Source organism: Amycolatopsis panacis (assembly GCF_003600245.1).
Classification (GTDB): domain Bacteria; phylum Actinomycetota; class Actinomycetes; order Mycobacteriales; family Pseudonocardiaceae; genus Amycolatopsis; species Amycolatopsis sulphurea.
Map to the genome: position 1 here is coordinate 63,128 of NZ_QZFV01000054.1, position 19,311 is coordinate 82,438.

16 protein-coding genes are annotated in these 19,311 nt (G+C 69.8%); 11 read left to right on the forward strand and 5 right to left on the reverse strand.

Annotation, left to right across the window (positions count from 1 at the left end):
* Nucleotides 1-77: 77 nt before the first annotated feature.
* Complete coding sequence (locus tag D5S19_RS04205; protein ID WP_120022049.1) at nt 78-1,499, reverse strand: family 2B encapsulin nanocompartment shell protein; 1,422 nt, start codon at nt 1,497-1,499, stop codon at nt 78-80.
* Nucleotides 1,500-2,001: 502 nt separating this feature from the next.
* Between D5S19_RS04205 and D5S19_RS04210 the strand changes: the two genes are divergently transcribed.
* The 3 genes from D5S19_RS04210 to D5S19_RS04220 all read left to right on the forward strand — a co-directional run bounded on the left by D5S19_RS04210 (nt 2,002) and on the right by D5S19_RS04220 (nt 5,840).
* On the forward strand, nt 2,002-2,763 hold the full coding sequence (locus tag D5S19_RS04210; RefSeq protein ID WP_120022005.1) for a bestrophin-like domain: 762 nt from the start codon (nt 2,002-2,004) through the stop codon (nt 2,761-2,763).
* Nucleotides 2,764-2,766: 3 nt separating this feature from the next.
* On the forward strand, nt 2,767-4,206 hold the full coding sequence (locus D5S19_RS33510; RefSeq protein WP_199730334.1) for a DUF6923 family protein: 1,440 nt from the start codon (nt 2,767-2,769) through the stop codon (nt 4,204-4,206).
* 89 nt (nt 4,207-4,295) lie between these two features.
* On the forward strand, nt 4,296-5,840 hold the full coding sequence (locus tag D5S19_RS04220) for an esterase-like activity of phytase family protein (RefSeq protein WP_120022006.1): 1,545 nt from the start codon (nt 4,296-4,298) through the stop codon (nt 5,838-5,840).
* Between the two features lie 7 nt (nt 5,841-5,847).
* Here D5S19_RS04220 and D5S19_RS04225 read toward each other — a convergent pair whose 3' ends face one another.
* The gene (locus D5S19_RS04225; RefSeq protein ID WP_120022007.1) at nt 5,848-6,852 is read right to left on the reverse strand and encodes an autoinducer 2 ABC transporter substrate-binding protein; all 1,005 of its coding nucleotides are present in this window, start codon (nt 6,850-6,852) and stop codon (nt 5,848-5,850) included.
* A 171-nt stretch (nt 6,853-7,023) separates the two neighbouring features.
* Between D5S19_RS04225 and D5S19_RS04230 the strand changes: the two genes are divergently transcribed.
* The 4 genes from D5S19_RS04230 (at nt 7,024) to D5S19_RS04245 (ending at nt 8,835) form a co-directional block, all read left to right on the forward strand.
* Nucleotides 7,024-7,437 carry a DUF6153 family protein gene (locus D5S19_RS04230; RefSeq protein ID WP_120022008.1) on the forward strand — a complete coding sequence of 138 codons (414 nt, stop codon included), beginning with the start codon at nt 7,024-7,026 and terminating at the stop codon, nt 7,435-7,437.
* A gap of 59 nt (nt 7,438-7,496) precedes the next feature.
* Complete coding sequence (locus D5S19_RS04235) at nt 7,497-8,021, forward strand: DUF305 domain-containing protein (protein ID WP_120022009.1); 525 nt, start codon at nt 7,497-7,499, stop codon at nt 8,019-8,021.
* 31 nt (nt 8,022-8,052) lie between these two features.
* Nucleotides 8,053-8,502 carry a DUF4396 domain-containing protein gene (locus D5S19_RS04240; protein WP_120022050.1) on the forward strand — a complete coding sequence of 150 codons (450 nt, stop codon included), beginning with the start codon at nt 8,053-8,055 and terminating at the stop codon, nt 8,500-8,502.
* A 78-nt stretch (nt 8,503-8,580) separates the two neighbouring features.
* Nucleotides 8,581-8,835 (forward strand): hypothetical protein, encoded by a 255-nt coding sequence (locus tag D5S19_RS04245; RefSeq protein ID WP_147397332.1) that lies wholly within the window; start codon nt 8,581-8,583, stop codon nt 8,833-8,835.
* A gap of 37 nt (nt 8,836-8,872) precedes the next feature.
* Here the strand turns inward: D5S19_RS04245 and D5S19_RS32865 are convergent, their stop codons facing one another.
* Entirely contained in the window at nt 8,873-10,027 is a 1,155-nt protein-coding gene (locus tag D5S19_RS32865) for a hypothetical protein (protein WP_120022011.1), read from the reverse strand.
* Between the two features lie 407 nt (nt 10,028-10,434).
* Between D5S19_RS32865 and D5S19_RS04255 the strand changes: the two genes are divergently transcribed.
* Entirely contained in the window at nt 10,435-12,414 is a 1,980-nt protein-coding gene (locus D5S19_RS04255) for a S53 family peptidase (protein ID WP_120022012.1), read from the forward strand.
* A gap of 283 nt (nt 12,415-12,697) precedes the next feature.
* Complete coding sequence (locus tag D5S19_RS04260) at nt 12,698-14,083, forward strand: purine-cytosine permease family protein (RefSeq protein ID WP_120022051.1); 1,386 nt, start codon at nt 12,698-12,700, stop codon at nt 14,081-14,083.
* Between the two features lie 2 nt (nt 14,084-14,085).
* Here the strand turns inward: D5S19_RS04260 and D5S19_RS04265 are convergent, their stop codons facing one another.
* Together D5S19_RS04265 and D5S19_RS04270 are read right to left on the reverse strand one after the other, a co-directional pair.
* On the reverse strand, nt 14,086-15,621 hold the full coding sequence (locus D5S19_RS04265) for an MFS transporter (RefSeq protein WP_120022013.1): 1,536 nt from the start codon (nt 15,619-15,621) through the stop codon (nt 14,086-14,088).
* Nucleotides 15,622-15,816: 195 nt separating this feature from the next.
* On the reverse strand, nt 15,817-16,878 hold the full coding sequence (locus D5S19_RS04270; protein WP_120022014.1) for an NAD(P)/FAD-dependent oxidoreductase: 1,062 nt from the start codon (nt 16,876-16,878) through the stop codon (nt 15,817-15,819).
* 64 nt (nt 16,879-16,942) lie between these two features.
* Here D5S19_RS04270 and D5S19_RS04275 point away from each other — a divergent pair, with 64 nt between their 5' ends.
* Together D5S19_RS04275 and D5S19_RS04280 are read left to right on the forward strand one after the other, a co-directional pair.
* Nucleotides 16,943-17,515, forward strand: coding sequence for a helix-turn-helix domain-containing protein (locus tag D5S19_RS04275; RefSeq protein WP_199730335.1), 573 nt, complete (start codon nt 16,943-16,945; stop codon nt 17,513-17,515).
* A 98-nt stretch (nt 17,516-17,613) separates the two neighbouring features.
* On the forward strand, nt 17,614-19,302 hold the full coding sequence (locus D5S19_RS04280) for a DUF1684 domain-containing protein (RefSeq protein WP_120022016.1): 1,689 nt from the start codon (nt 17,614-17,616) through the stop codon (nt 19,300-19,302).
* Nucleotides 19,303-19,311 lie beyond the last annotated feature (9 nt).

The window sequence follows — 19,311 nt, forward strand, 5'->3', positions numbered from 1 at the left end:
ACACCGAAGGGGGCAGCACCGGGGGCTTCGGTGGTTCCGCCTCCGGCGGGCGCGGGGGAGTGGCCGGTCCGGGCATGTCAGTCCACGCGGCCGATCTCGGCGTTCTCCAGCACCGCCAGCGCGTCCGGCACCAGCACCGCGGCCGAGTAGTACGCGCTCACCAGGTAGGACATGATCGCCTGCTCGCTGATTCCCATGAACCGCACGTTCAGGCCCGGCTGGTACTCGTCGGGCAGCCCGGTCTGATGCAGCCCGACCACGCCCTGGTCCTGTTCCCCGGTCCGCATCAGCATGACCGAGCTGGTCCGGGTCTCGGTGATCGGGATCTTGTTGCACGGCAGGATCGGCACGCCCCGCCAGGCCGGCACCTGGTGCCCGCCGAGGTCCACCGAGTCCGGGTACACCCCGCGGTGGTTGCACTCGCGGCCGAACGCGGCGATCGTCTTCGGGTGCGCCAGGAAGAACCCGGGGTCCTTCCACACCAGCGAAAGCAGCTCGTCGAAGTCGTCCGGGCCGGGCGCGCCGGCGCGGGTGGACACCCGCTGGGCGAAGTCGGCGTTGTGCAGCAGGCCGAAGTCGGTGTTGTTGACCAGTTCGTGCTCCTGGCGCTCGCGCAGCGCCTCGATGGTGAGCCGCAGCTGCTGCTCGATCTGGTTCATCGGCTGGTTGTAGAGGTCCGCGACCCGGCTGTGCACGCGCAGCACGGTCTGCGCCACGCTCAGCTCGTACTCGCGCGGTGAGGCGTCGTAGTCCACGAACGTGCCCGGCAGCTGCGGTTCGCCGTCGTGGCCGGAGGCGACGTCGATCGCCGCTTCACCGTGGTCGTTGGAGTCGAGTTCGCCGTTGGCGACGTGGTTCTGCAGGTGCGCGCGCAGCGTCTCGGACCGGTCCAGCACGCCCTGGAACTCGCTGCGCGGCAGGGCGAGCACGGTGCACGCGGTGATCGCCCGCGCGGTGTACTCCCAGATGCCGTCCGCACTGGTCAGCACGCCCTCGCCGAAGTAGTCGCCGTCGGCGAGGGTGCCGAGCACGGTGTGGTCGCCGTAGGCGCCGGGGCCGGCCTTGCTGATCTTGCCGTGCGCGATCAGGAAGACCTGGTCGGCCTGATGCCCGAACTCGACCAGCGCGTCGCCCGGCTGGTACTCGTGCTGCACGAACCGGCCGGCCAGCTCGCCCAGCACCTCCTCGTCCTCGTACCCGCGCAGCGGGGCCAGCTCGCCCAGCTCCGGCGGGATCACCCGGACCTGCTCGCCGGTGGTGACGAAGGTGACCCGGCCGTCGCCGACGGAGTAGCTGAGCCGGCGGTTGACCCGGTACGCACCGCCGGAGACCTCGACCCAGGGCAGCGCCCGCAGCAGCCAGCGCGAGGAGATCCCCTGCATCTGCGGAACGGACTTGGTCGTGGTCGCGATGGTGCGGGCCGCGGCCCGGCCGAGACTCAGCTGCGGCTGTTCGGCATTTCCGGAACCAGCGGTGTCTACGGGGTCCGTGACGGTCACAGTGAAAACCACCTAACGTCGAATTGTCCGGCGCGCGGACCTGATGTGTTATCGATAAATTGATCGGTCGAGGTTCGCGGAATGCGATTCGGCATCGGCGCCGCGAATCAACATAGCAAGACGGCCCGGCCCGACAATCACACGATCGGGTGCCGGGGTCCGGACACCCGCCCGCCGGGGCCCGATTCCGGACATCCGCCGTGTCCGCCGGGCGCCGGGGCCGCCCGTCCGGGTCACCGTGCGTCGGCGGGCGTAACCCGCCCCGGTCTCCGGCGGCCGGAAATCGAGCGATTTTCACTGGCGGGTAACGGTTTCAGTAGGATCCGGCGGGTTGCACTGCTCCAAACCGGCGAATCGCGGCGGGGTCCGCGCGGCCACCCGGCTGAATCGTCGCTCCGTCTGTTGTCCGGTCGGCAATGGGCTGGCTAGCGTCACGTCCGCCGCGGCCGTGGAACGCCGGCCCGCGGATCGATTTCTCCCCTGGTTCATCGAAAGGACACGGATGAACGTCTACCTGACCGGTGTGTTCTGGGTGATCGGCGCGGCCGTGGTGGCCGCGGTGATCGGTTACCTGGTTCGGCGCTTCGGCTGGGACGAAGGACGGCGCGACAACAATGACGCGGCCGGTCAGGTGTTCACCATTGTCGGCGGGCTGTACGCGGTACTGGTCGCCTTCGTGCTGATCTCGCTGTTCGACGGGGTGTCGAGCGCGCGGGAAGACTCCTACGCCGAGGCGGACAGCCTCGTCGCGGCCACCTGGGCCGCAGAGGCGCTTCCCGGCGACACCGGCGCGCAGGTACGCGCGCTTGCCACCGCGTACGTGAACACGGTGGCGCAGCAGGAATGGCCGCAGCTGGCCGCCGACGGGCCGATCCCGGCCACCGGCTGGTCCCAGCTCGACCAGATGCGCCGCGTGGTCGCCGCCGCGTCCGCCTCCGACGACTGGGAGACCGACCGCAAGAACGAGGCGACCGACCAGCTCTGGCAGACCTACCAGTCCCGGCAGAACCGGCTCAACGCTGCCGAGGAACAGGGCGTGGGCGCGGTGATGTGGTTCGCGCTGATCCTCGGCGGCATCATCTTCGTGTTGCTGCCCAACCTGTTCGGCGGCACGCGGATGGCCGCGCACCTGGTGATCGTGTCCACCCTGGCCGGCACCATCGCGTTGCTGCTGTACGCGATCCTGCAGCTGCAGAACCCGTACTCCGGCGGATCGAGCGTGCACCCGGACGCGTTCACCTCCGCGGTCGCCCGGCTCGGCTGAGCCGTGCGCCGGTACCTCAGTGTGGTGGCCGTCGCGGCCGCCGTCTCGGGGCTGCTCGTGGCCACCGGGCTGCTCGGCCCGCCCGGGCGCAGCTCGGCCGCGGCGCCCGCGAGCTGCCCGGTGCTGCAGGTGGAGAGCACGGACGGGCACTCCTCCTCGATCGTGCGGCTGACCCTGCCCTCGGGCGCGCGGCAGCCGCTGGGCACCAGCCGTCACGAACTCAACGCGATCGCTTACCACGCCGGGCAGAATGTGACCTACGGGGTGGCCGAAGGCCCGTTCCGGGACGGCTCGCACGCGGTGCTGATCGACGACGAAGGGCGGGTGCGCGACCTCGGCCCGGTGGGCCGCGACGGGCACCACGGCACCTGGAGCTGGGTCACCGGCGCGGTCGCAGGGGCGATGTCCGGGAACTCGTGGTACGTACTGAGAGAGACCAGTCTGTACACAGTGGACGTCGACCCGGGCAGCCCCGGCTATCTCACCGCGGCACCGCCCCGGCTGCTGCACCCATGGCTGCTGGCGTCCGGAGTGGACGATCTGGCGTACAACCCGTCCGACGGATTGCTGTACGGCGTCTCGGTTCCCTACCCGGGGCTCGCGACGGTGGTCACTGTGGATCCGGCGACCGGGGAGGTTCGCCCGGTGCCCGGCGCGCGGTTCCCGGCGGCCTCGGCGTACGGCTCGGTGGTGTTCGGGCCGGACAACGAGCTGTACGCGACCGCGAACCGGATCGGCCACCGCAGCGTGACCTACCGGCTGCCACCCGGCGGGCAGCCGGTGGAGGTCAGTACCGGACCGGAGCTGATGAGTTCGGACGGGGCGGGCTGCCTCACGCCGTCCGCGCCGCCTACCCCGACTCCTACACCCACACCGACGCCCACGCCGACTCCAACCCCCATGCCTACCCCGACGCCGACTCCCACACCGACGCCGACTCCAACCCCGACGCCGACTCCCACACCTACGCCTACCCCGACTCCCACACCGACGCCGCCGAGCACACCCACCCTGTCCCACACGCCGAGCCCGACACCCACTCCGCCGCATACGCTCGTGCCGCCGACGAAACCCAGCCCTCCCACCCCGACGCTCCCACCCCCCTCGCCGGCCCCGGCACCGCCGCCCGTCCCGCCGGAAGAGCAGGAAGCGCCGGAAATCACGGAAGCCCCGGCCCTCCCGCCGGTCCTGGCCGCCCCGCCACCATTACAACCCCTGCCGTCGCCGGTACCCCCGTCGCCGGCGGCGGAGTCACCGCCGCCGCCCGTTTCACCACCGCACCAGCCGCCTTCGGGCAAGGCGAAGCCGACCCCCAAGAAGGTGCAGAACAAGGCTTTGGCCAAGCACAAGCGGATCCAGAAACAGCGCCGCTGGGGGCTGGCCGTGATCCTGCTCGTGGTCGGTTCCGGCGCGGTGGCCGCGCGGATACGCCGTGCTCGTTAACGCGGGCGTCGTCTTGAAGACGGCCGTTGTCCAACTCGGGCATCAAGACTTCCTCCGGCGCCGGACGGTGCCGGAGGAGGAGCAAACGGATGAAGCGCGTGAGAATCGGCGTGGCCGCCGGGATCCTGGTGCTGCCCTTGGCGGCCGGCGGGACGGCCGAGGCGCACGGCGGAGGGCATTCCGGGCCGCACACCCACGATGCCCACTACTGGGTGCGGTCCGGGCAGGCGCTGCAGGGCGACCTGCTGCGTACGCACGGTGCCGGCGCGGTGGTCCGGCACACCGCGGCCGCGCACGGCACGGTGACCGTCGGCGCCGATGGCTCGTTCGATTACGCCCCGGCCGCCGGGTTCACCGGGCGGGATTCGTTCACCTACACGGTGTCCGACGCGGTCAGCCTCTACCCGACCGCGCTGCCGCCGCTGGCGACGATCGGCGGTGTGCCGATCGCCGGCGGCGCCTACGGTTCCGCGGTCACCTCGGTGCCGGGTTCCCGCGACGAGGTCTACGGCCTCACCGACCGTGGCCCGAACGTGGACGCGCCGGACGGCGGCAAGGTCGAGCCGATCCCGTCGTTCGACCCGGCCATCGGCAAATTCCGGCTCGTCAACGGTAAAGCGGTGCTGGAGAAGCGGATCCCGCTGCGCGCCGCGGACGGCTCGCCCTACAACGGGCAGGTCAACACTGTCGCGAGCACCGGGGAGAAGATCGTCGATCTCGACGGCAAGCCGCTGCCGGCCTCGCCGAACGGCTACGACCCGGAAGGGCTGGTCGCGCTGCGGGACGGAACGTTCTGGGTTTCCGACGAGTACGGCCCGTTCATCACGCATTTCCGCGCGGACGGCCGGGCGATCGAGCGGCTCTCCCCCTACGACGGTTCGTTGCCCGCGGAACTGAAGAACCGCGTGCCGAACAAGGGAATGGAAGGGCTGACGATCACCCCGGACGGCCGTACGCTGGTCGGCATCATGCAGTCGGCCCTGCAGCAGCCGGATCTCATGAAGAAGCCCGGCAACGTGACCACGCTCCGGATCGTCACCGTGGACCTGAAAACCCGTGCCACGCACGAGTATCTGTACCTGCTCGACAACCCGGCCGACACCGGTACCGCGGTCAGTGAGATCACGGCGCTGTCGCCGACGCGGTTCCTGGTGGACGAGCGTGACGGCAAGGTCCAGCCAGGTGCGTACAAGAAGCTGTACGAGATCGACCTGCGCGGCGCGACTGACGTGAAGGGGATGTCCGTCGACGGTGGGAAGAGCATTGAGGCGTACGTGGGTAAGGACACCACGGACGAAGCCACGAAGGACCTCGCGAAGGTGGGCGTGAAGCCGTCTTCGAAGAAGCTGTTCCTCGACCTTGGCGCACTGGTGACCGAGCTGGATCCGAGTGGCGGCTTCTTCGGCCATGACAAGGTGGAGGGCGTCGCCACCACCGACGGCGGACGTACGCTGGTAATCAGCAACGACAACGACTTCGGCATCGACGGCGTGGCCAACGCGGCGGCTCCGTACACGCTGCACGCCAAGACCCTGCCGAACGGCAAGCAGGACGACGGCGAGTACCTGCGGGTCGACACGACGAAGCTGCCCGCGCGCATCAGCACGGCGACAGTGACCGTCGACGTGCGCTGAAGCCGGGTCAGTACTTGTACTGGTCCACGTTGTTCTGAGTGATCAGCAGGGGATCGCCGAGCAGGATCGTGTGGTCGTGTGCGTCGTACTTCACGCCGGGCAGCTCCGGGCTCACGTCGTTGCTGGGCCGTAGCTCTGTCCCGTCGCTGAGTTGCTTCGCAGTCCAGGCGGTGAGGTAGCCGAGCGACTCGACGTTCCACAGCACCGTCTTGGAACACGAACCGTCGAGCAGGTACGGCTTCATCATCTGCGGCGTACCCGTGCCGACGGTGTACACGCGGCCGATCTTCTGCTGATCACGTACGGCCTGTGCGACGGCCGGAGCGGACGTGGTGCACTGGCCGATCATCCCGGTCAGGTGTGGATGCCGGTCGAGGATCTGCTTCGCCAGCTTCGTGGCGGTAGTGGTGTCCTCGCCGGCGTACACAGTCTCGACCAGACGGGCCTTCGGATAGCGCTGTGCGGCGTACGCGGTCTCCTGGTCGATCCAGTTGTTGAGGTTCGCCGCGCTCGGCCCACACGAGACGATGGCGAACTCGCCTGCGTCGCCGGTCTTGGCCATCAGCGCGTCGACCATGGCGGTGCCGATGCCCTGGGGCGTCGCCTGATTGACAAACACCTCGCGCTTGGACGCCGGAGCGTCGGTATCGGTGGTGAGTACGTGGATGCCCTCCGCTCGGGCGTCTGCGATGACCGGGGCGAGCGAGGCCGGGTCGTTGGGCGCGACGGCGATGGCGTCGACGTGCTCGTTGATCAGGTCCCGCAGAATCGCGGTCTGCGCGGCCGGGGCCACCGTGGCGGGCGCGCGGGCGGACCACTCGATGCCGTACTCGCGTGCGGCCTGCATGCCGCCCGCGTTCATCGCGTCGAAGTAGGCGATTCCACCGACTTTCGGCACGAACACCACCCGGGTCCTGCCCGAGGCCGGATCTCCCGAACAGCCGCCGAGAGCCACCATTACGCCCAGCAGCGCGGCCGCGCCGCACACGAGCGTTTTCGTCCGCCCTCGCATTCCCACCGTTCCTCGGGTTCCTGTTCTGGCAGCTGAAGGTAAGGCCGCCGCTCACGGTGGTCAACCGGATGTGCGCAAAGGGTTACGAAAGCGAGTTCAATCACCCGGCCGGGGCAGCTCTGGTGGGCGCCCGTCATGTACCCATACGGGGTATCGCGCTACAGTGAGCCCGTGGGTACCCCGGCGCGCCAGTCACCGCTGATCCGGCGGCTGGCGTTCGTGGTGCTGGTGCTCGGAGTGCTGGCCATGCACCACCTTCCGGCGCCGCACGGGGCCACGGGCGGGGCCGGCCACGCGGACGTCACGATGGCCGGACACCTGATGTCGTCCGGTCACGAGTCATCCGATCACGAGATGTCACACGAGGTCGCAGCTGATCCTGCCGGGGTGCATTCGATGCTGCACCTGTGCCTGGCTGTGCTGCTCGGGGCGGCCGGCCTGCTGCTGGCCCTGTTCCTCCTGGGTCGAGGAGGGGAAGCGGCGGCGCAGCCGTCGGGAACGGGCCGCGGGCGATCGGGTGCTCGCGCGTCGCCGTGGCGGGCCGGCCGGGGAGTGCTCGCCGCGCACTGCGTACTGCGGATCTGATCGGAACGGGGAATCCGCCCGTTTTCGAGTCATTCGCAATACTCAGTGAAGGAAATTCGATGAATCGCACAATCTTCGCGGGCTTTGTGCTGCCCGCATTCGCCGCCGTGCTCGTCTCGTGTTCGAGCGGCGCGCCGGAAAGCCACAACGCCGCCGACGTCACCTTCGCGCAGGGTATGATCCCGCATCATCGGCAGGCGGTGGAAATGTCCTCGGGCGTTCCGCGGCACACCGGGAATCCGAAGGTCCGCGAGCTGGCGCAGCGGATAGAGCAGGCCCAGCAGCCGGAAATCGACCAGCTGGCCCAATGGCTCCGGGACTGGGGTGCGGAACCGAGGGATCACGGTTCCATGGGGCAGGGTGCAATGCCCGGAATGGTCGACGCCGGCGGTCTCGATCGGCTGAAGGACGCCGCCTACGACCGTGCGTGGCTCCGCCTGATGATCGAGCACCACACCGGCGCGGTCGAGATGGCCCGTACCGAGCTGGCGCAGGGCCAGGACGCCGGGGCGAAGGCGATGGCACAGCGGATCGCCGACTCCCAGGAGGCGGAAATCACCACGATGCGTGGCCTGCGGGACTGACATGGGTACCCCGTGGGGGTATGGTGAACCGATGAACGAAACTCGCCACGGCGCATCCTGGGCCACTGCTGTCCAAGCGACGCTGCACTGCCTCACCGGCTGTGCGATCGGCGAAGTGCTGGGCATGGTCCTCGGTACCGCGTTCGGGCTGCACAACGCGGCCACGGTCGTGCTCTCGATCGCGCTCGCGTTCGTCTTCGGTTACGCGCTCACCATGCGCGGAGTGCTCAAGACGGGCCTCGGCGTCTCGGCGGCCTTCAAGGTCGCGCTCGCCGCGGACACGGTGTCCATCGCGGTGATGGAGATCGTCGACAACACCGTCGTCGTGGCCATCCCGGGGGCGATGGACGCGGGACTCGCCAGCGGGCTGTTCTGGCTCTCGCTGGCGATCTCCCTGGCCGTCGCCTTCGTGCTCACGGTCCCGGTGAACAGGTGGATGATCGGCCGCGGCCTCGGCCACGCCGTCGTGCACCACCACTGACCGCGGGTGTCCCTTCCGGCTTGCCTGGAAGGGACACCCCGGTGATCGATAGCCCCGAGGTGAAGGCAAGGTTTCGTGATGCGGGGAATGCTCGGGGCCGAATGGTCGCCGGTGGTCACGGCGACCGCCGCCGCGCCCCGCCGGGGGCACGGCCTGGTCTCCATCGGCGGCAGCAGATTCTGCGCCCAGGGCTCCGGCTGGGAAGAGCGGTCCTGCGCGAACGCCGGCGGGCACATCACGATCGGCGCGGCGGGCAAGCACCTGCGCAGGGAAGCGGCCTTGCCTGAGGGCCTGCCGCACGCAAGTGCCGCCGACCGGATGCTGGGGCGCTGAGGGTCTGCCGCCCGCCGGAACACTGCTGACCGGCTGCTCAACCGCCCCTCTGGTCCCGGGCAAGCCCATCACATGGTGGTACCACGCCAGTGATGCGGACATATGCCTCGGCCAGATAATGCCCGGGGCCGATCCGGTCCCAGACCGCGCTGGTGCCGTACGTGCCGGAGACGGATTGACCGGAGACGGAGCACTCGATCGGTATTTGCGCGTAGTTCGCCGCGTAGCCGATCGCGGCCGCGGACGTGGCGGGGTTCGGGCGGAGGTTCAGCGGGGCGCCCGCGGTGCTCACGATTGCGGTCGCGGTGGCGGCGCCGGTCCACAGGTAGGTTATGTCGACATAGCTGTTGCCGGTGAGCCCGAGCCCGTCCCAGAAGGTGCCGTCGGCCAGGTCGACACCGGCCGGGTTGCGCACCGTGCGGCCGCGGGAGTCCTTGCCGCCGTTGAATCCGTCGTTGTAGGCCGCCTGCGCCTCCGGCACGCCTTGGGGCAGCTCCGGGAACTGCGCGCGGGAGCCCGCCGGGTTCCAGTAGTCGTCGTGCGTGTTCCACGGCCCGACCTCCCACACCGGCGCGTACTCGCAGCGAGTGCCGTCGGTCAGGCAGACCCGGGCGGTGTAGTTCCCGGTTCCCTTGGGCGACACCGACTTTGTCGAGGGGAACGAGACGAAGTGGTCACGCTCGACGATCTTGTGCCCGTTCGACGTGGTGCCGCCGACGAGCCCCTCTCTGGTCGCGAAGATCCGGTAACCCAGCGCGACCGTGCTGGGCGGGGACTCGACCCGGGCGACCCGATCGGCGGACAGCGTGACCGCCCGGACCGCGGCCGGGCCGGACACCGAGATCCGGGCCTGCACCACCTGTACCGCTCGCGGGAACAGCTCCCCGGCCGGCAGCCATTCCGTCCAGTCTTCGCCGATCCGCCCGCGCACGTCCACCTCGACTCCGGCGGGCCGGTCCGCGTCGACCCGGGCGCGCACCCGGTCCGCGGGGGAGGAGAGCCGATGTTCGGTGCTCACCAGCACCCCCGGTCTTTCCCCCGCCGCGCCATCCGCTCTCAGTGCGCCTGCGTAGGCGACTCCGAAATCGTCACCGTCCACCGTGGACAACTCGACCGGCCAGCTGTCCCCGGCGAAGTGCGGCACCACGGCCGTCATGCCCAGCAGAATCGCCAGTACTCCGTGTCGGATCACGAAGTGATCGTCGCCCGGGAACCGGCCGGAACCCCGGATTCGGACCCCGCACGTCCGGCGGACACCCCTCGGTTCGCCGCGTCGCCGTTGCGGCGACCGGCCCGGTTCTCGTCGGCATATCCCCCGCTGTCGTCGTCACTGGGATGAGTGAACGCGGTGATCGTCCGGGTGATGTGAGGGGGTGGTCTGGGCCATCCGACTGAAGTCGGAATCCGTATTTATCACCGAGACCTCCACAATTCCCCCAGGATATTTCGGATGAATCGGATTCCCGGTGCGGAAATCGCGCCGGGACAGATAACGGTTCCGCACCGGAGGAGAAGACGTGGACCGTGGGGCCGGGTGCCCACCTAGTCTCGGGCGGGCGACCGGGGGAGCCCGGCCGCGCTTCACGAGGGGAGTTGGCAGTGCGAAGAAGTCTCATCGTGTTCCTGTCGCTCGCGGTGGTGGGTGGCCTGACCGCGACGCCCGCGATGGCCTCGGCCCAGGGCCGGGCGGACATTCCGCAATCGCACCCGCAGTGGGCCGATCCGGCGGCCAAGGTCGCCGACACCCCGCCGTCGTCCACTGTGGACTTCCGGGTCTACCTGAATCTGCGCGACCAGTCGGGCGCGGAATCCGCGGCACAGGCCGTGTCCGATCCGCACAGTCCGGCTTTCCGCCGGTATCTCAGCCCGGACCAGGTGCGCGACAGCTTCGCCGCTTCGGACCAGACGGTCTCCGCGGTGCGGAACTGGCTCTCCGGCGCCGGATTCCACCTCGGTGCGGTGCCGGACAACCGGGCTTACGTGACCGCCTCGGGCTCCGCCGATCAGGTGCAGCGCGCGTTCGCGGTCAAGCTCGGCAAGTATTCGGTGAAGGGGCAGACGCTTCGGGCCGCGGACAAGAACCTCTCCGTGCCCGCGTCGCTGTCCGGCGCGGTGCTCGGCGTGATCGGCGTGGACCAGGCCACCAGGCTGTTCAAGCCGGATCACACCGACGGCTTGACCAATCCCGACACTCCGGTCACTCAGCAGGCGGGCGGCCCGTCCACCGCGCCGCCGTCGAAGGGGTTCCGCAACTCCGGCCCGTGCAGCGCGTACTACGGCGAGAAGACCGACACCACGGACCCGGCCTACCAAGGCAAGCAGCTGCCCTATGCGCCATGCGGATACACCCCCGCGCAGCTGCGCTCGGCGTATGGTCTGGACCAGGCGGCGAGGCTCGGCGCGGACGGCAAGGGCACCACGATCGCGATCGTCGACGCGTTCGCCTCGCCGACCATCTACGCCGACGCGTCCGAGTACGCCCGGCGCAACGACCCGGCGCACCCGCTGACCAAGGCGCAGTTCAAGCAGCACATCTTCCCGCCGACTCCGGGCCAGGAAGCGCCGGACCGGTGCGACGCCTCGGGCTGGTACGGCGAGGAGACGCTGGACGTCGAGGCCGCGCACGGGCTCGCGCCCGGGGCGGACATCCTCTACGTCGGCGGTGCGGACTGCCAGGACCTGTCGCTGGACACCGCGCTGAACTACGTGGTCGCCGGGCACAAGGCGGACATCATCTCGAACTCCTACGGCGACACCGGCGAGGACATCCCGGCGGACGAGGTCAAGGCGTTCAACCAGATCTCGCTACAGGCCGTGCTCGAAGGCATCGGCGTGTACTTCTCCTCCGGCGACAACGGCGACGAGGTCGCCCGGCTGGGCTCGCCCTCGCCCGACTTCTCCGCCTCCGCGCCGTGGGTGACCGCGGTCGGCGGCACCTCGCTCGCGGTCGGCAAGGACGGCCGGCGGCTGTTCGAAACCGGCTGGGAGACGGGCAAGTCCACGCTCACCAAGGGCGTCTACACCCCGGGCTTCCCCGGCGCCTTCAACGGCGGTGCGGGCGGTGGCACCAGCAAGCTGTTCGGCCAGCCCTTCTACCAGAAGGGCATCGTGCCGGACGCACTGTCCACAAAGAACCAGGCCGGGGGCGCGAAGGGCCGCGTGGTCCCGGACATCTCCGCGATCGCCGACCCGAACACCGGGTTCCTGGTGGGCCAGACCCAGACCTTCCCGGACGGCGCGTACTACGACCAGTACCGGATCGGCGGCACCAGCCTCGCATCGCCGGCGTTCGCCGGGGTGATGGCGGTGGCCGACAGCCTCGACCACGTCCACCACGGGTTCATCAACCCGGTGCTCTACCAGCTGACCTCACGCACGTCGGCGATCAACGACGTGCAGCACGTGGACGGCGCGGTGCAGCGGGTGGACTTCGTCAACGGGGTGGACGCCTCCGCGGGCCTGCTCACGTCGGCGCGCGTGCTGGACTACCCGAACCTGACGATCCACACGACGAAGGGCTACGACGACGTGACCGGCCTCGGCTCGCCGAGCGGTCTCCCCTTCCTGCTGCTCGTCTGAAATCCCCGGCCCCTTTCCCGGTTCCTGCCGGGGAAGGGGCCGGTTGCTGTCCGGGCGTACTCCACCGAGGTCATCGAACCGCCCAAAAGGGATGCCGGAGGTCCGGCGTGAACACGGCGAAACGCCTGTGCCGCAAGGGTACGTGAGGTCTCCACCCGGCTGGCCTGGCGCGCGCGAGTAGGGCTAGGGGCCGGTGACGGCGGAGTCGGGAAGGCCACACGGGCCTGGCGCAATGCCCAACCGCGGACCACACTCGCCGGACAGCCGGGAGAAGGGCAGTGCGATGAGTGGGATCGACGCGGACGTCTTCGGGGGACGGATGCCGTCGTGGGCCGGGGATCTCGCGATCGAGGCGCGGGGGATCGCGCCGGTGCCGGAGGCGAACCGGTTCGGCAGGCCGTGGCGGCTAGCCGGGGTGTGGTTCGCGCCCAACCTCACCATGACCGCGGTGTTCACCGGGACGCTCGGGGCCGGCCTCGGGCTCGGTTTCAGCACCGGGTTCGTCGTCGCGGTGATCGGCACCCTGCTCGGTTCGCTGCCGGTCGCCTGGCTGTCCACCTGGGGGCCGCACACCGGTACCGGGCAGCTGCCGCTCGCGCGGTTGCCGTTCGGCCGGGGCGTGGTGCTGCCCGGACTGGTGCAGTGGCTCGGGTCGATCGCCTGGGACGCGCTGGTCGGGTTGTTCGGCGGAGAGGCACTGGCCGAACTCACCGGGCTGCCGTTCTGGGCCGCGATGCTGATCGTGCTGGTGCTGCAGTGCCTGCTCGGGGTGTTCGGTTACGCCGTGATCCACCGGGTCCAGGCGGTGATGAGCGTGGTGCTCGTGGCCGCTTTCGTCGCGCTGGCCGTGAAAGTGGTGCTGGACCACCCGATCACGTTCACCGATTCCGCGACGGGCGGCGACCTCGCGGGCGGGGTCGTGCTGTTCTCGACGATCACGCTCAGCCTGGCGATCTCCTGGGCGCCCTATGCGGCCGACTTCAGCCGTTACCTGCCTTCGTCGACCCGGCCTGCCGGGGTCTTCTGGTTCACGCTGCTGGGCCTCGTCGCTTCGTACCTGCTCGGCGAGGGCATCGGGCTCGCGCTCGGCACCGCGTTGGGCGACCAGACCGCCGCCGGGGTGGCCGGACTGGCCGGCGGCGGGCTGCCGGGTGATCTGGCGTTGGTGGTGATCGCGCTGGTCACGGTGTCGTCCAACGCGATGAACGACTACAGCGGCTCGCTCGCTCTGCAGACGGTGGGGGTGCGGTTGCGCCGTCCGGTGTCCGCGGTGGTGGTGACGGTGCTGGCGTTCGCACTGATCCTCTGGATGCACAGCGGCGATCTGTCCGCGAAGTTCGAGAACGTGCTGCTGTTCGTGAGCTACTGGATCCCACCGTTCCTGGGCGTGGTGGTGCCGGATTGGTTGCGGCGCGCCCAGGGTGGCCGCCGCGTCGAGGTGCTGGCCGAGCTGAACCGTCCGGTCCGCAGCTGGGCGGCGCTGATCGCGTTCGGCGCCGGGTTCGCCGCCGCGGTGCCGTTCATGAACACGACTGTCTACACTGGACCGGTGGCTGCCGCGCTGCATGGCGCGGATCTGGCCTATTACGCGGGTTTCGTGGTTTCGCTCGCGGTCTATGTCGTGTTGCGTGGCCGTCGTGCCGCTGATTCCCACGACGGCCACGCGTAGGGTTACCGTTTTGGACCGCGAGCCAGGATGTAGGCGAACAGCACGGCCATGATGGCCACTCCTGCCCACATCGCGGTTTGCCAGCCGCTGATGAAGGATTCCTGCGCGGCGTGCACCAGGCTCGGCTCGTGGGACGCTTGGAGAGCGCTGGAAATTCCTTCGCGAGCGGCGTCGGCGACGTTCGCGGGCACGCCCGAGAGCTTGGTGTCGATGTCGCTGCGGTAGCCGGCGGAAACCAGCGCGCCCAGCAGTGCGACCCCCAGCGCCGTACCGAGTTCACGGGTGACGTCGTTGAGCGCGGACGCCACACCTTGGCGGTCCCGCGGCAGCGCACCCGTGATCGCCTCGGTAGCCGGAGTCATCGACAACCCCATGCCCAGCCCCATCGCGAGCATGCCTGGCAGGAGAGCCGGGTAACCGCCGTCCACGGAGACGAACGCGGCGATGAGGGCGAGCCCCGTGGTGGCGAGAGCAATGCCGGTCGCCATGGTCGCGCGCGGACCGATGCGTTCGGCCAGGCGTGGAGCCAATCCGGAGCTGGCCATCATCAGCAACGCCATCGGCATCAGCGCCACTGTGGACAGTAGTCCGGTCCAGCCGAGTACGGCCTGGAAGAACGGGTACAGCACCACGAAAATCCCCGCCTGTACCCCGAAGACCGCGAGCAGCCCGAGGGAACCGCTGGTCAGTCCCCGTTCGCGGAACAGCCGGACATCCAGCAGCGGCGCCCGCCGGCGGAGTTCCCAGCGCACGAACCAGCCCGCGGCCGCCAGTCCCACGCCCAGGCTGATCAGCGGCACCGGCGCGCCCCACCCCTGTTCCGGCGCTTCCTGGAGGTAGAAGACCAGCCCCGCCACGGCGACTATCGAGGCCAGCGAGCCCACCACGTCGAAGGAATGCCGCGTTTCCTCCCGGGAGTCCGGCACCGAACGCTGCGCCATAACGAACGCGACGACCACGAGCAGCACCGGCAGGACGAACAGGTACCGCCAGCTCGCCACGTCGACCAGCGCCGCGGACAGGAACATGCCGAGAATCCCGCCACCGCCCGCGACCCCGGTCCAGACCCCGATCGCCCGCCCGCGTTCCTCGGCGGGGAAAGTCGAGGTGATCACCGCGAGCGTGACCGGCATGATCATCGCTGCTCCGGCCCCGGCGAGCACCCGTGCGGCCAGCATCACACCGGCCGACGGTGCGAGCCCGGCCGCGACGTTCGCGAGCCCGAAGAGCGTCAACCCGATGGCCAGCACGCGTTTGCGTCCCCACCGGTCGCCGACCGCGCCGAGCGGCAGCAGGAGCGCGGCCAGGGTGAGGGTGTAGCTGTTGATGATCCAGAGCACGGTGCGCTGGGATGCATCGAACGCCACCGCGAGATCCGGCTGCGCGACGTTCAATCCCGACACCGACGCGATGACGGCCATCAACGCGATGCAGACCGCGATCAGGATCGCTCGCCGTTGCCGGGCGTCGGGAACCGTTGTTCCTCCGGTACTGCCCGCACTGCCCGGCGAGGCTGTGGAGGATGGGCTGGTGTTCATGGCGTCCTTTCGGATGGCAGGGTGAAGCTTGCGCCGGACCCGCTGGGGTATGGCGCGGTTTTCCTTGGTGGGTAGGGGTTATGGGATAGGTGGCGTGGGTCGGCGGGAGGTTGTGGTATCCCGGATATCGGGCAGGGAGCGGCCGGGGGAGGTAAGCCGCCCGTTGAGTGCGGTGGTCGTCGGGTGAACCCCGAGTCAGGTAGTAGTTGCCGCGACTGGACGGGCATTTCCTTGCCCGGCTTGGGAATTCCCGGTGTCTCCATGGTGGCGCGCAGCGGAGCGCTCGACCGGGGCGTTCGCGGCGAGGAAGGCCGCAGTCGTATCGGCGCTCGCGAGGTCGGCGTTCAGGTGCGCGCCGGCCAGGGCACCGCCCGCGGCGGAGGCGCCGACCTGGGCGGACGGATCCGTCGCGTTGCCCGCGATCCACACGCCAGGCACCTCCGTCGTGCCGGCTATGCCGGTGACGAAACGACGGCCCCATCCGCCGGGCAGGTCCTCCATCGGCAGGCCGAGGCCGTCGAGACCGTCGGTGCGGACCAGCATCTTGGTGGCCACGGCCAGGACGCGCCGGGAAATCACCCGCCCGTCGGCCAGCCGGACGCCGGTGATGCCGTTCGCGCCGGACTCGACCTCCTCGACCGGGGAGTCCACGATCTCGATGCCGCGGGCGGCGAACCGGGCGCGGGTGTCGTCGTCCAGGTCGGTGCCGCGGGTGAAGTACACCAGGTCCTCGGTCAGCTGCCGGAACAGCAGCGCGTGATGCATCGAAGCCGGCCCGACGGCCAGGATGCCGATGGGCTCGTCCCGCACCTCCCAGCCGTGGCAGTACGGGCAGTGCACCACGCCGTGCCCCCAGTGCTCGGCGAGCCCGGGAATGTCGGGGAGCACGTCCCCGACGCCGGTGGCGACCAGGATCCGGCGCGCCCGGAAAGACCGGCCGTCGGCGAGGGTGATCGTGAAGCGCGGGTCGCCGTCCGGCTCCGCAGGGACGGCGGAGACCACTTCGCCGGACACGATCCGGCCGCCGTAGCCGGTCACTTCGTCCCGTCCGCGGCGCAGCAGTTCGCCCGGCGGTGTACCGTCCAGGCCGAGCAGACCGTGCACGCCTTCGGCCGGGGCGTTACGCGGAGTGCCGCTGTCGATCACGACCACCGAACGGCGGGAGCGGGCCAGCATCAGCGCACCGCTGAGGCCCGCGGCACCACCGCCGATCACCACAGCGTCGATCGTCTCGTTCCGGGCGGTCGTCTCGGGCATGGCCGCCTCCTTTCGTCGCCCCGACGCTAAGCGCGATTTGCGGTATGGGCATAAGCTTTTGCCTATGACGCAAGACGACGGTGAACTGGACAGCCTGGTGCGCAAACGCATCCGTGCCCTGCGGGTCGCGCAGGGCTGGTCGCTGGAGGAACTCGCGGAACGGGCACGCCTCAGCCCGTCCTCGCTCAGCCGGATCGAGAACGGGCAGCGCCGGCTCGCGCTGGACCAGCTCGTCACGCTCGCCCGTGCCCTGGACACGTCGCTGGACCAGCTCGTGGAGATGGACACCCAGGACGTGATCTCGAACCCGATGATCGACGGTGCGCACGGGGTGATGCGGTGGCCGATCAAAGCGGATCCGGGCCTGACCGTGATCCGCCAGCGCATGACGAACCCGCCGCCGGACAGCCCGGCGCGGATGCGCGCGCACCCGGGCCGCGAATGGCTCGTCGTGCTCTCCGGCGTCGCCGTGCTGTTGCTGGGCAACCGGCGATTGCGCGTGGAGACCAATCAGGCGGCCGAATTCCCGACCATGCTGCCGCATGCGATCGGCGCGGCCGGCGGGCCGTGCGAGATTCTCGGCATCTTCGACCGCGACGCCCGCCGCGGCCACAAAGGCGAGCCAAAGCCGGACTGACTCGCGGGATATGCGTGTCGGGCAGTGCTCGCGACCATCGTCTTGCCAAATACGCAAATGGCTGTGCCACAGACGCACGATCTTCCTACCTTGGCCATATGACGCACATCGCCCACGACCGCGCCGGCGGCCAAGACGCCGCCGAAGACGCCGTCCACCAGCACGCCGCCGATCAGCCGAGCGCCCACCAGCACGCCGCCCACCAGCCGGGTTCCCATGCGGACCTCCTCGACCTGGACGCCGAAGTCCTCGCGGACCACACCGCATCGATCACGGCCTGGCTGCCCGTCGACGCGGCGCCCCGGCGGATCGTGGACCTCGGCGCCGGAACCGGCGCCGGCACTTTCGCCCTGCTCGCCCGTTTCCCCGAGGCGCACGTGACCGCCGTGGATGCTTCGGCCGAGCACCTGCAGCGCCTTCGGGAAAAGGCCCGTGAACAGGGCGTCGCCGACCGCGTGCGCACCGTCCAAGCCGACCTGGACGCCGAATGGCCGGATCTCGGACGACCCCAGATGATCTGGGCATCCGCGTCTTTGCATCATCTGGCCGCGCCCGAACAGGCTCTTCGCCAGGCCCACGACCTGCTCACCCCCGGTGGCCTGCTGGTGGTCGTCGAGCTGTCCGGGTTCCCGCGATTCCTGCCCGCCGACGCCCCGGAGTCACGACCCGGCCTGGAAGAGCGTTGTCACCAGGCGGGCGAGCACCAGCACAGCGGGCATCTGACGCACCGCGGTGCCGACTGGGGTCCGATGCTCACGTCAGCTGGGTTCACTATCGAAGGCGACCGCACGATCACCGTCAACGTCGAGGGCGCCCGCTCCGAAGCAGTCGGCCGCTACGCGCTCAACAGTCTGCAACGTATGCGCAGCACCGTCGCCGAGCACCTGCCCGCGGAGGATCTGGCCGCGCTGGACGAACTTCTCGACACCGACGGTCCGGGCAGCCTGCTGCGGCGTTCAGACCTCTCCGTTCGCACCGAACGCCAGGTGTGGGCTGCCCGCCGTCCCGCGCCTGCCGAGTACACGCAGTGGCGCGAGGCGCGGTGGGAAGAGGTCGCCGGACCCAACGGCAAGGTGAAGATCGTTGCGAAGGCCTTTGTAACCGGCCGTGACCCGCAGACGTTCGAAGGCATCCCGGGGGAGTGGGCCACTACCGAAACGGGTGCCTTGACGGTGTCCGCCGGGGCCGGAGACGGCGTGAAGGTCGGCGGCGTCGCGGTCGAGGGCACGGCCGAAGTCCCGTCCGGCACCCCGCTGGAATTTCCCGGCGGCCAGGCGGGTTTCGCCGGCGGCGCGGATGGTAACTACGGCCTGATCGTGACCGACGAAGCCGCGCTCGTCCGGTCCGGGATCACCGGGATCGAGCGATACCCGTATGACCCGGCCTGGGTTTTCCAAGGCGAGTACCGCGAAGCGCCGGAAGGACGCCGCATCGAGGTGCCCCGGCTGACGGTGCCCCGCAGTCCCGGAACCTTTTCCGCGCCGGTCGACTTGGCGATCACCGTCAACGGTATCGAATACGTCCTGACGGTGATCGAGGAGGTGCCGGGACAGGCGCAGGTGATCTTCACCGACCTCACGAACGGCGACGGCACCCCGGACATCGGCCGCTGGCTGGTCCTCCCGATGGGCGCGCCCGGCACCACCCTGACGGTCGACTTCAACCGGGTCACGCTCTCGCACCACCACCTGGCCCCGCCCGTGTTCACCTGCCCCCTTGCCCCGGACGGCAACCACCTGCCGATCCGGATCGAAGCCGGCGAGCGCGCGCTCGTCCGCGACCGGTGATCCCCGCCG

Excerpts from the sequence above, each read along its gene's own strand:
- D5S19_RS04280 (WP_120022016.1), top strand. The coding sequence starts at position 17,614 with ATGACGCACATCGCCCACGACCGCGCCGGCGGCCAAGACGCCGCCGAA.
- D5S19_RS04235 (WP_120022009.1), top strand. The coding sequence starts at position 7,497 with ATGAATCGCACAATCTTCGCGGGCTTTGTGCTGCCCGCATTCGCCGCC.
- D5S19_RS04245 (WP_147397332.1), top strand. The coding sequence starts at position 8,581 with ATGCGGGGAATGCTCGGGGCCGAATGGTCGCCGGTGGTCACGGCGACC.
- D5S19_RS04260 (WP_120022051.1), top strand. The coding sequence starts at position 12,698 with ATGAGTGGGATCGACGCGGACGTCTTCGGGGGACGGATGCCGTCGTGG.
- D5S19_RS04225 (WP_120022007.1), bottom strand. The coding sequence starts at position 6,852 with ATGCGAGGGCGGACGAAAACGCTCGTGTGCGGCGCGGCCGCGCTGCTG.
- D5S19_RS04265 (WP_120022013.1), bottom strand. The coding sequence starts at position 15,621 with ATGAACACCAGCCCATCCTCCACAGCCTCGCCGGGCAGTGCGGGCAGT.
- D5S19_RS04220 (WP_120022006.1), top strand. The coding sequence starts at position 4,296 with ATGAAGCGCGTGAGAATCGGCGTGGCCGCCGGGATCCTGGTGCTGCCC.
- D5S19_RS04275 (WP_199730335.1), top strand. The coding sequence starts at position 16,943 with ATGACGCAAGACGACGGTGAACTGGACAGCCTGGTGCGCAAACGCATC.
- D5S19_RS04270 (WP_120022014.1), bottom strand. The coding sequence starts at position 16,878 with ATGCCCGAGACGACCGCCCGGAACGAGACGATCGACGCTGTGGTGATC.
- D5S19_RS04210 (WP_120022005.1), top strand. The coding sequence starts at position 2,002 with ATGAACGTCTACCTGACCGGTGTGTTCTGGGTGATCGGCGCGGCCGTG.
- D5S19_RS04240 (WP_120022050.1), top strand. The coding sequence starts at position 8,053 with ATGAACGAAACTCGCCACGGCGCATCCTGGGCCACTGCTGTCCAAGCG.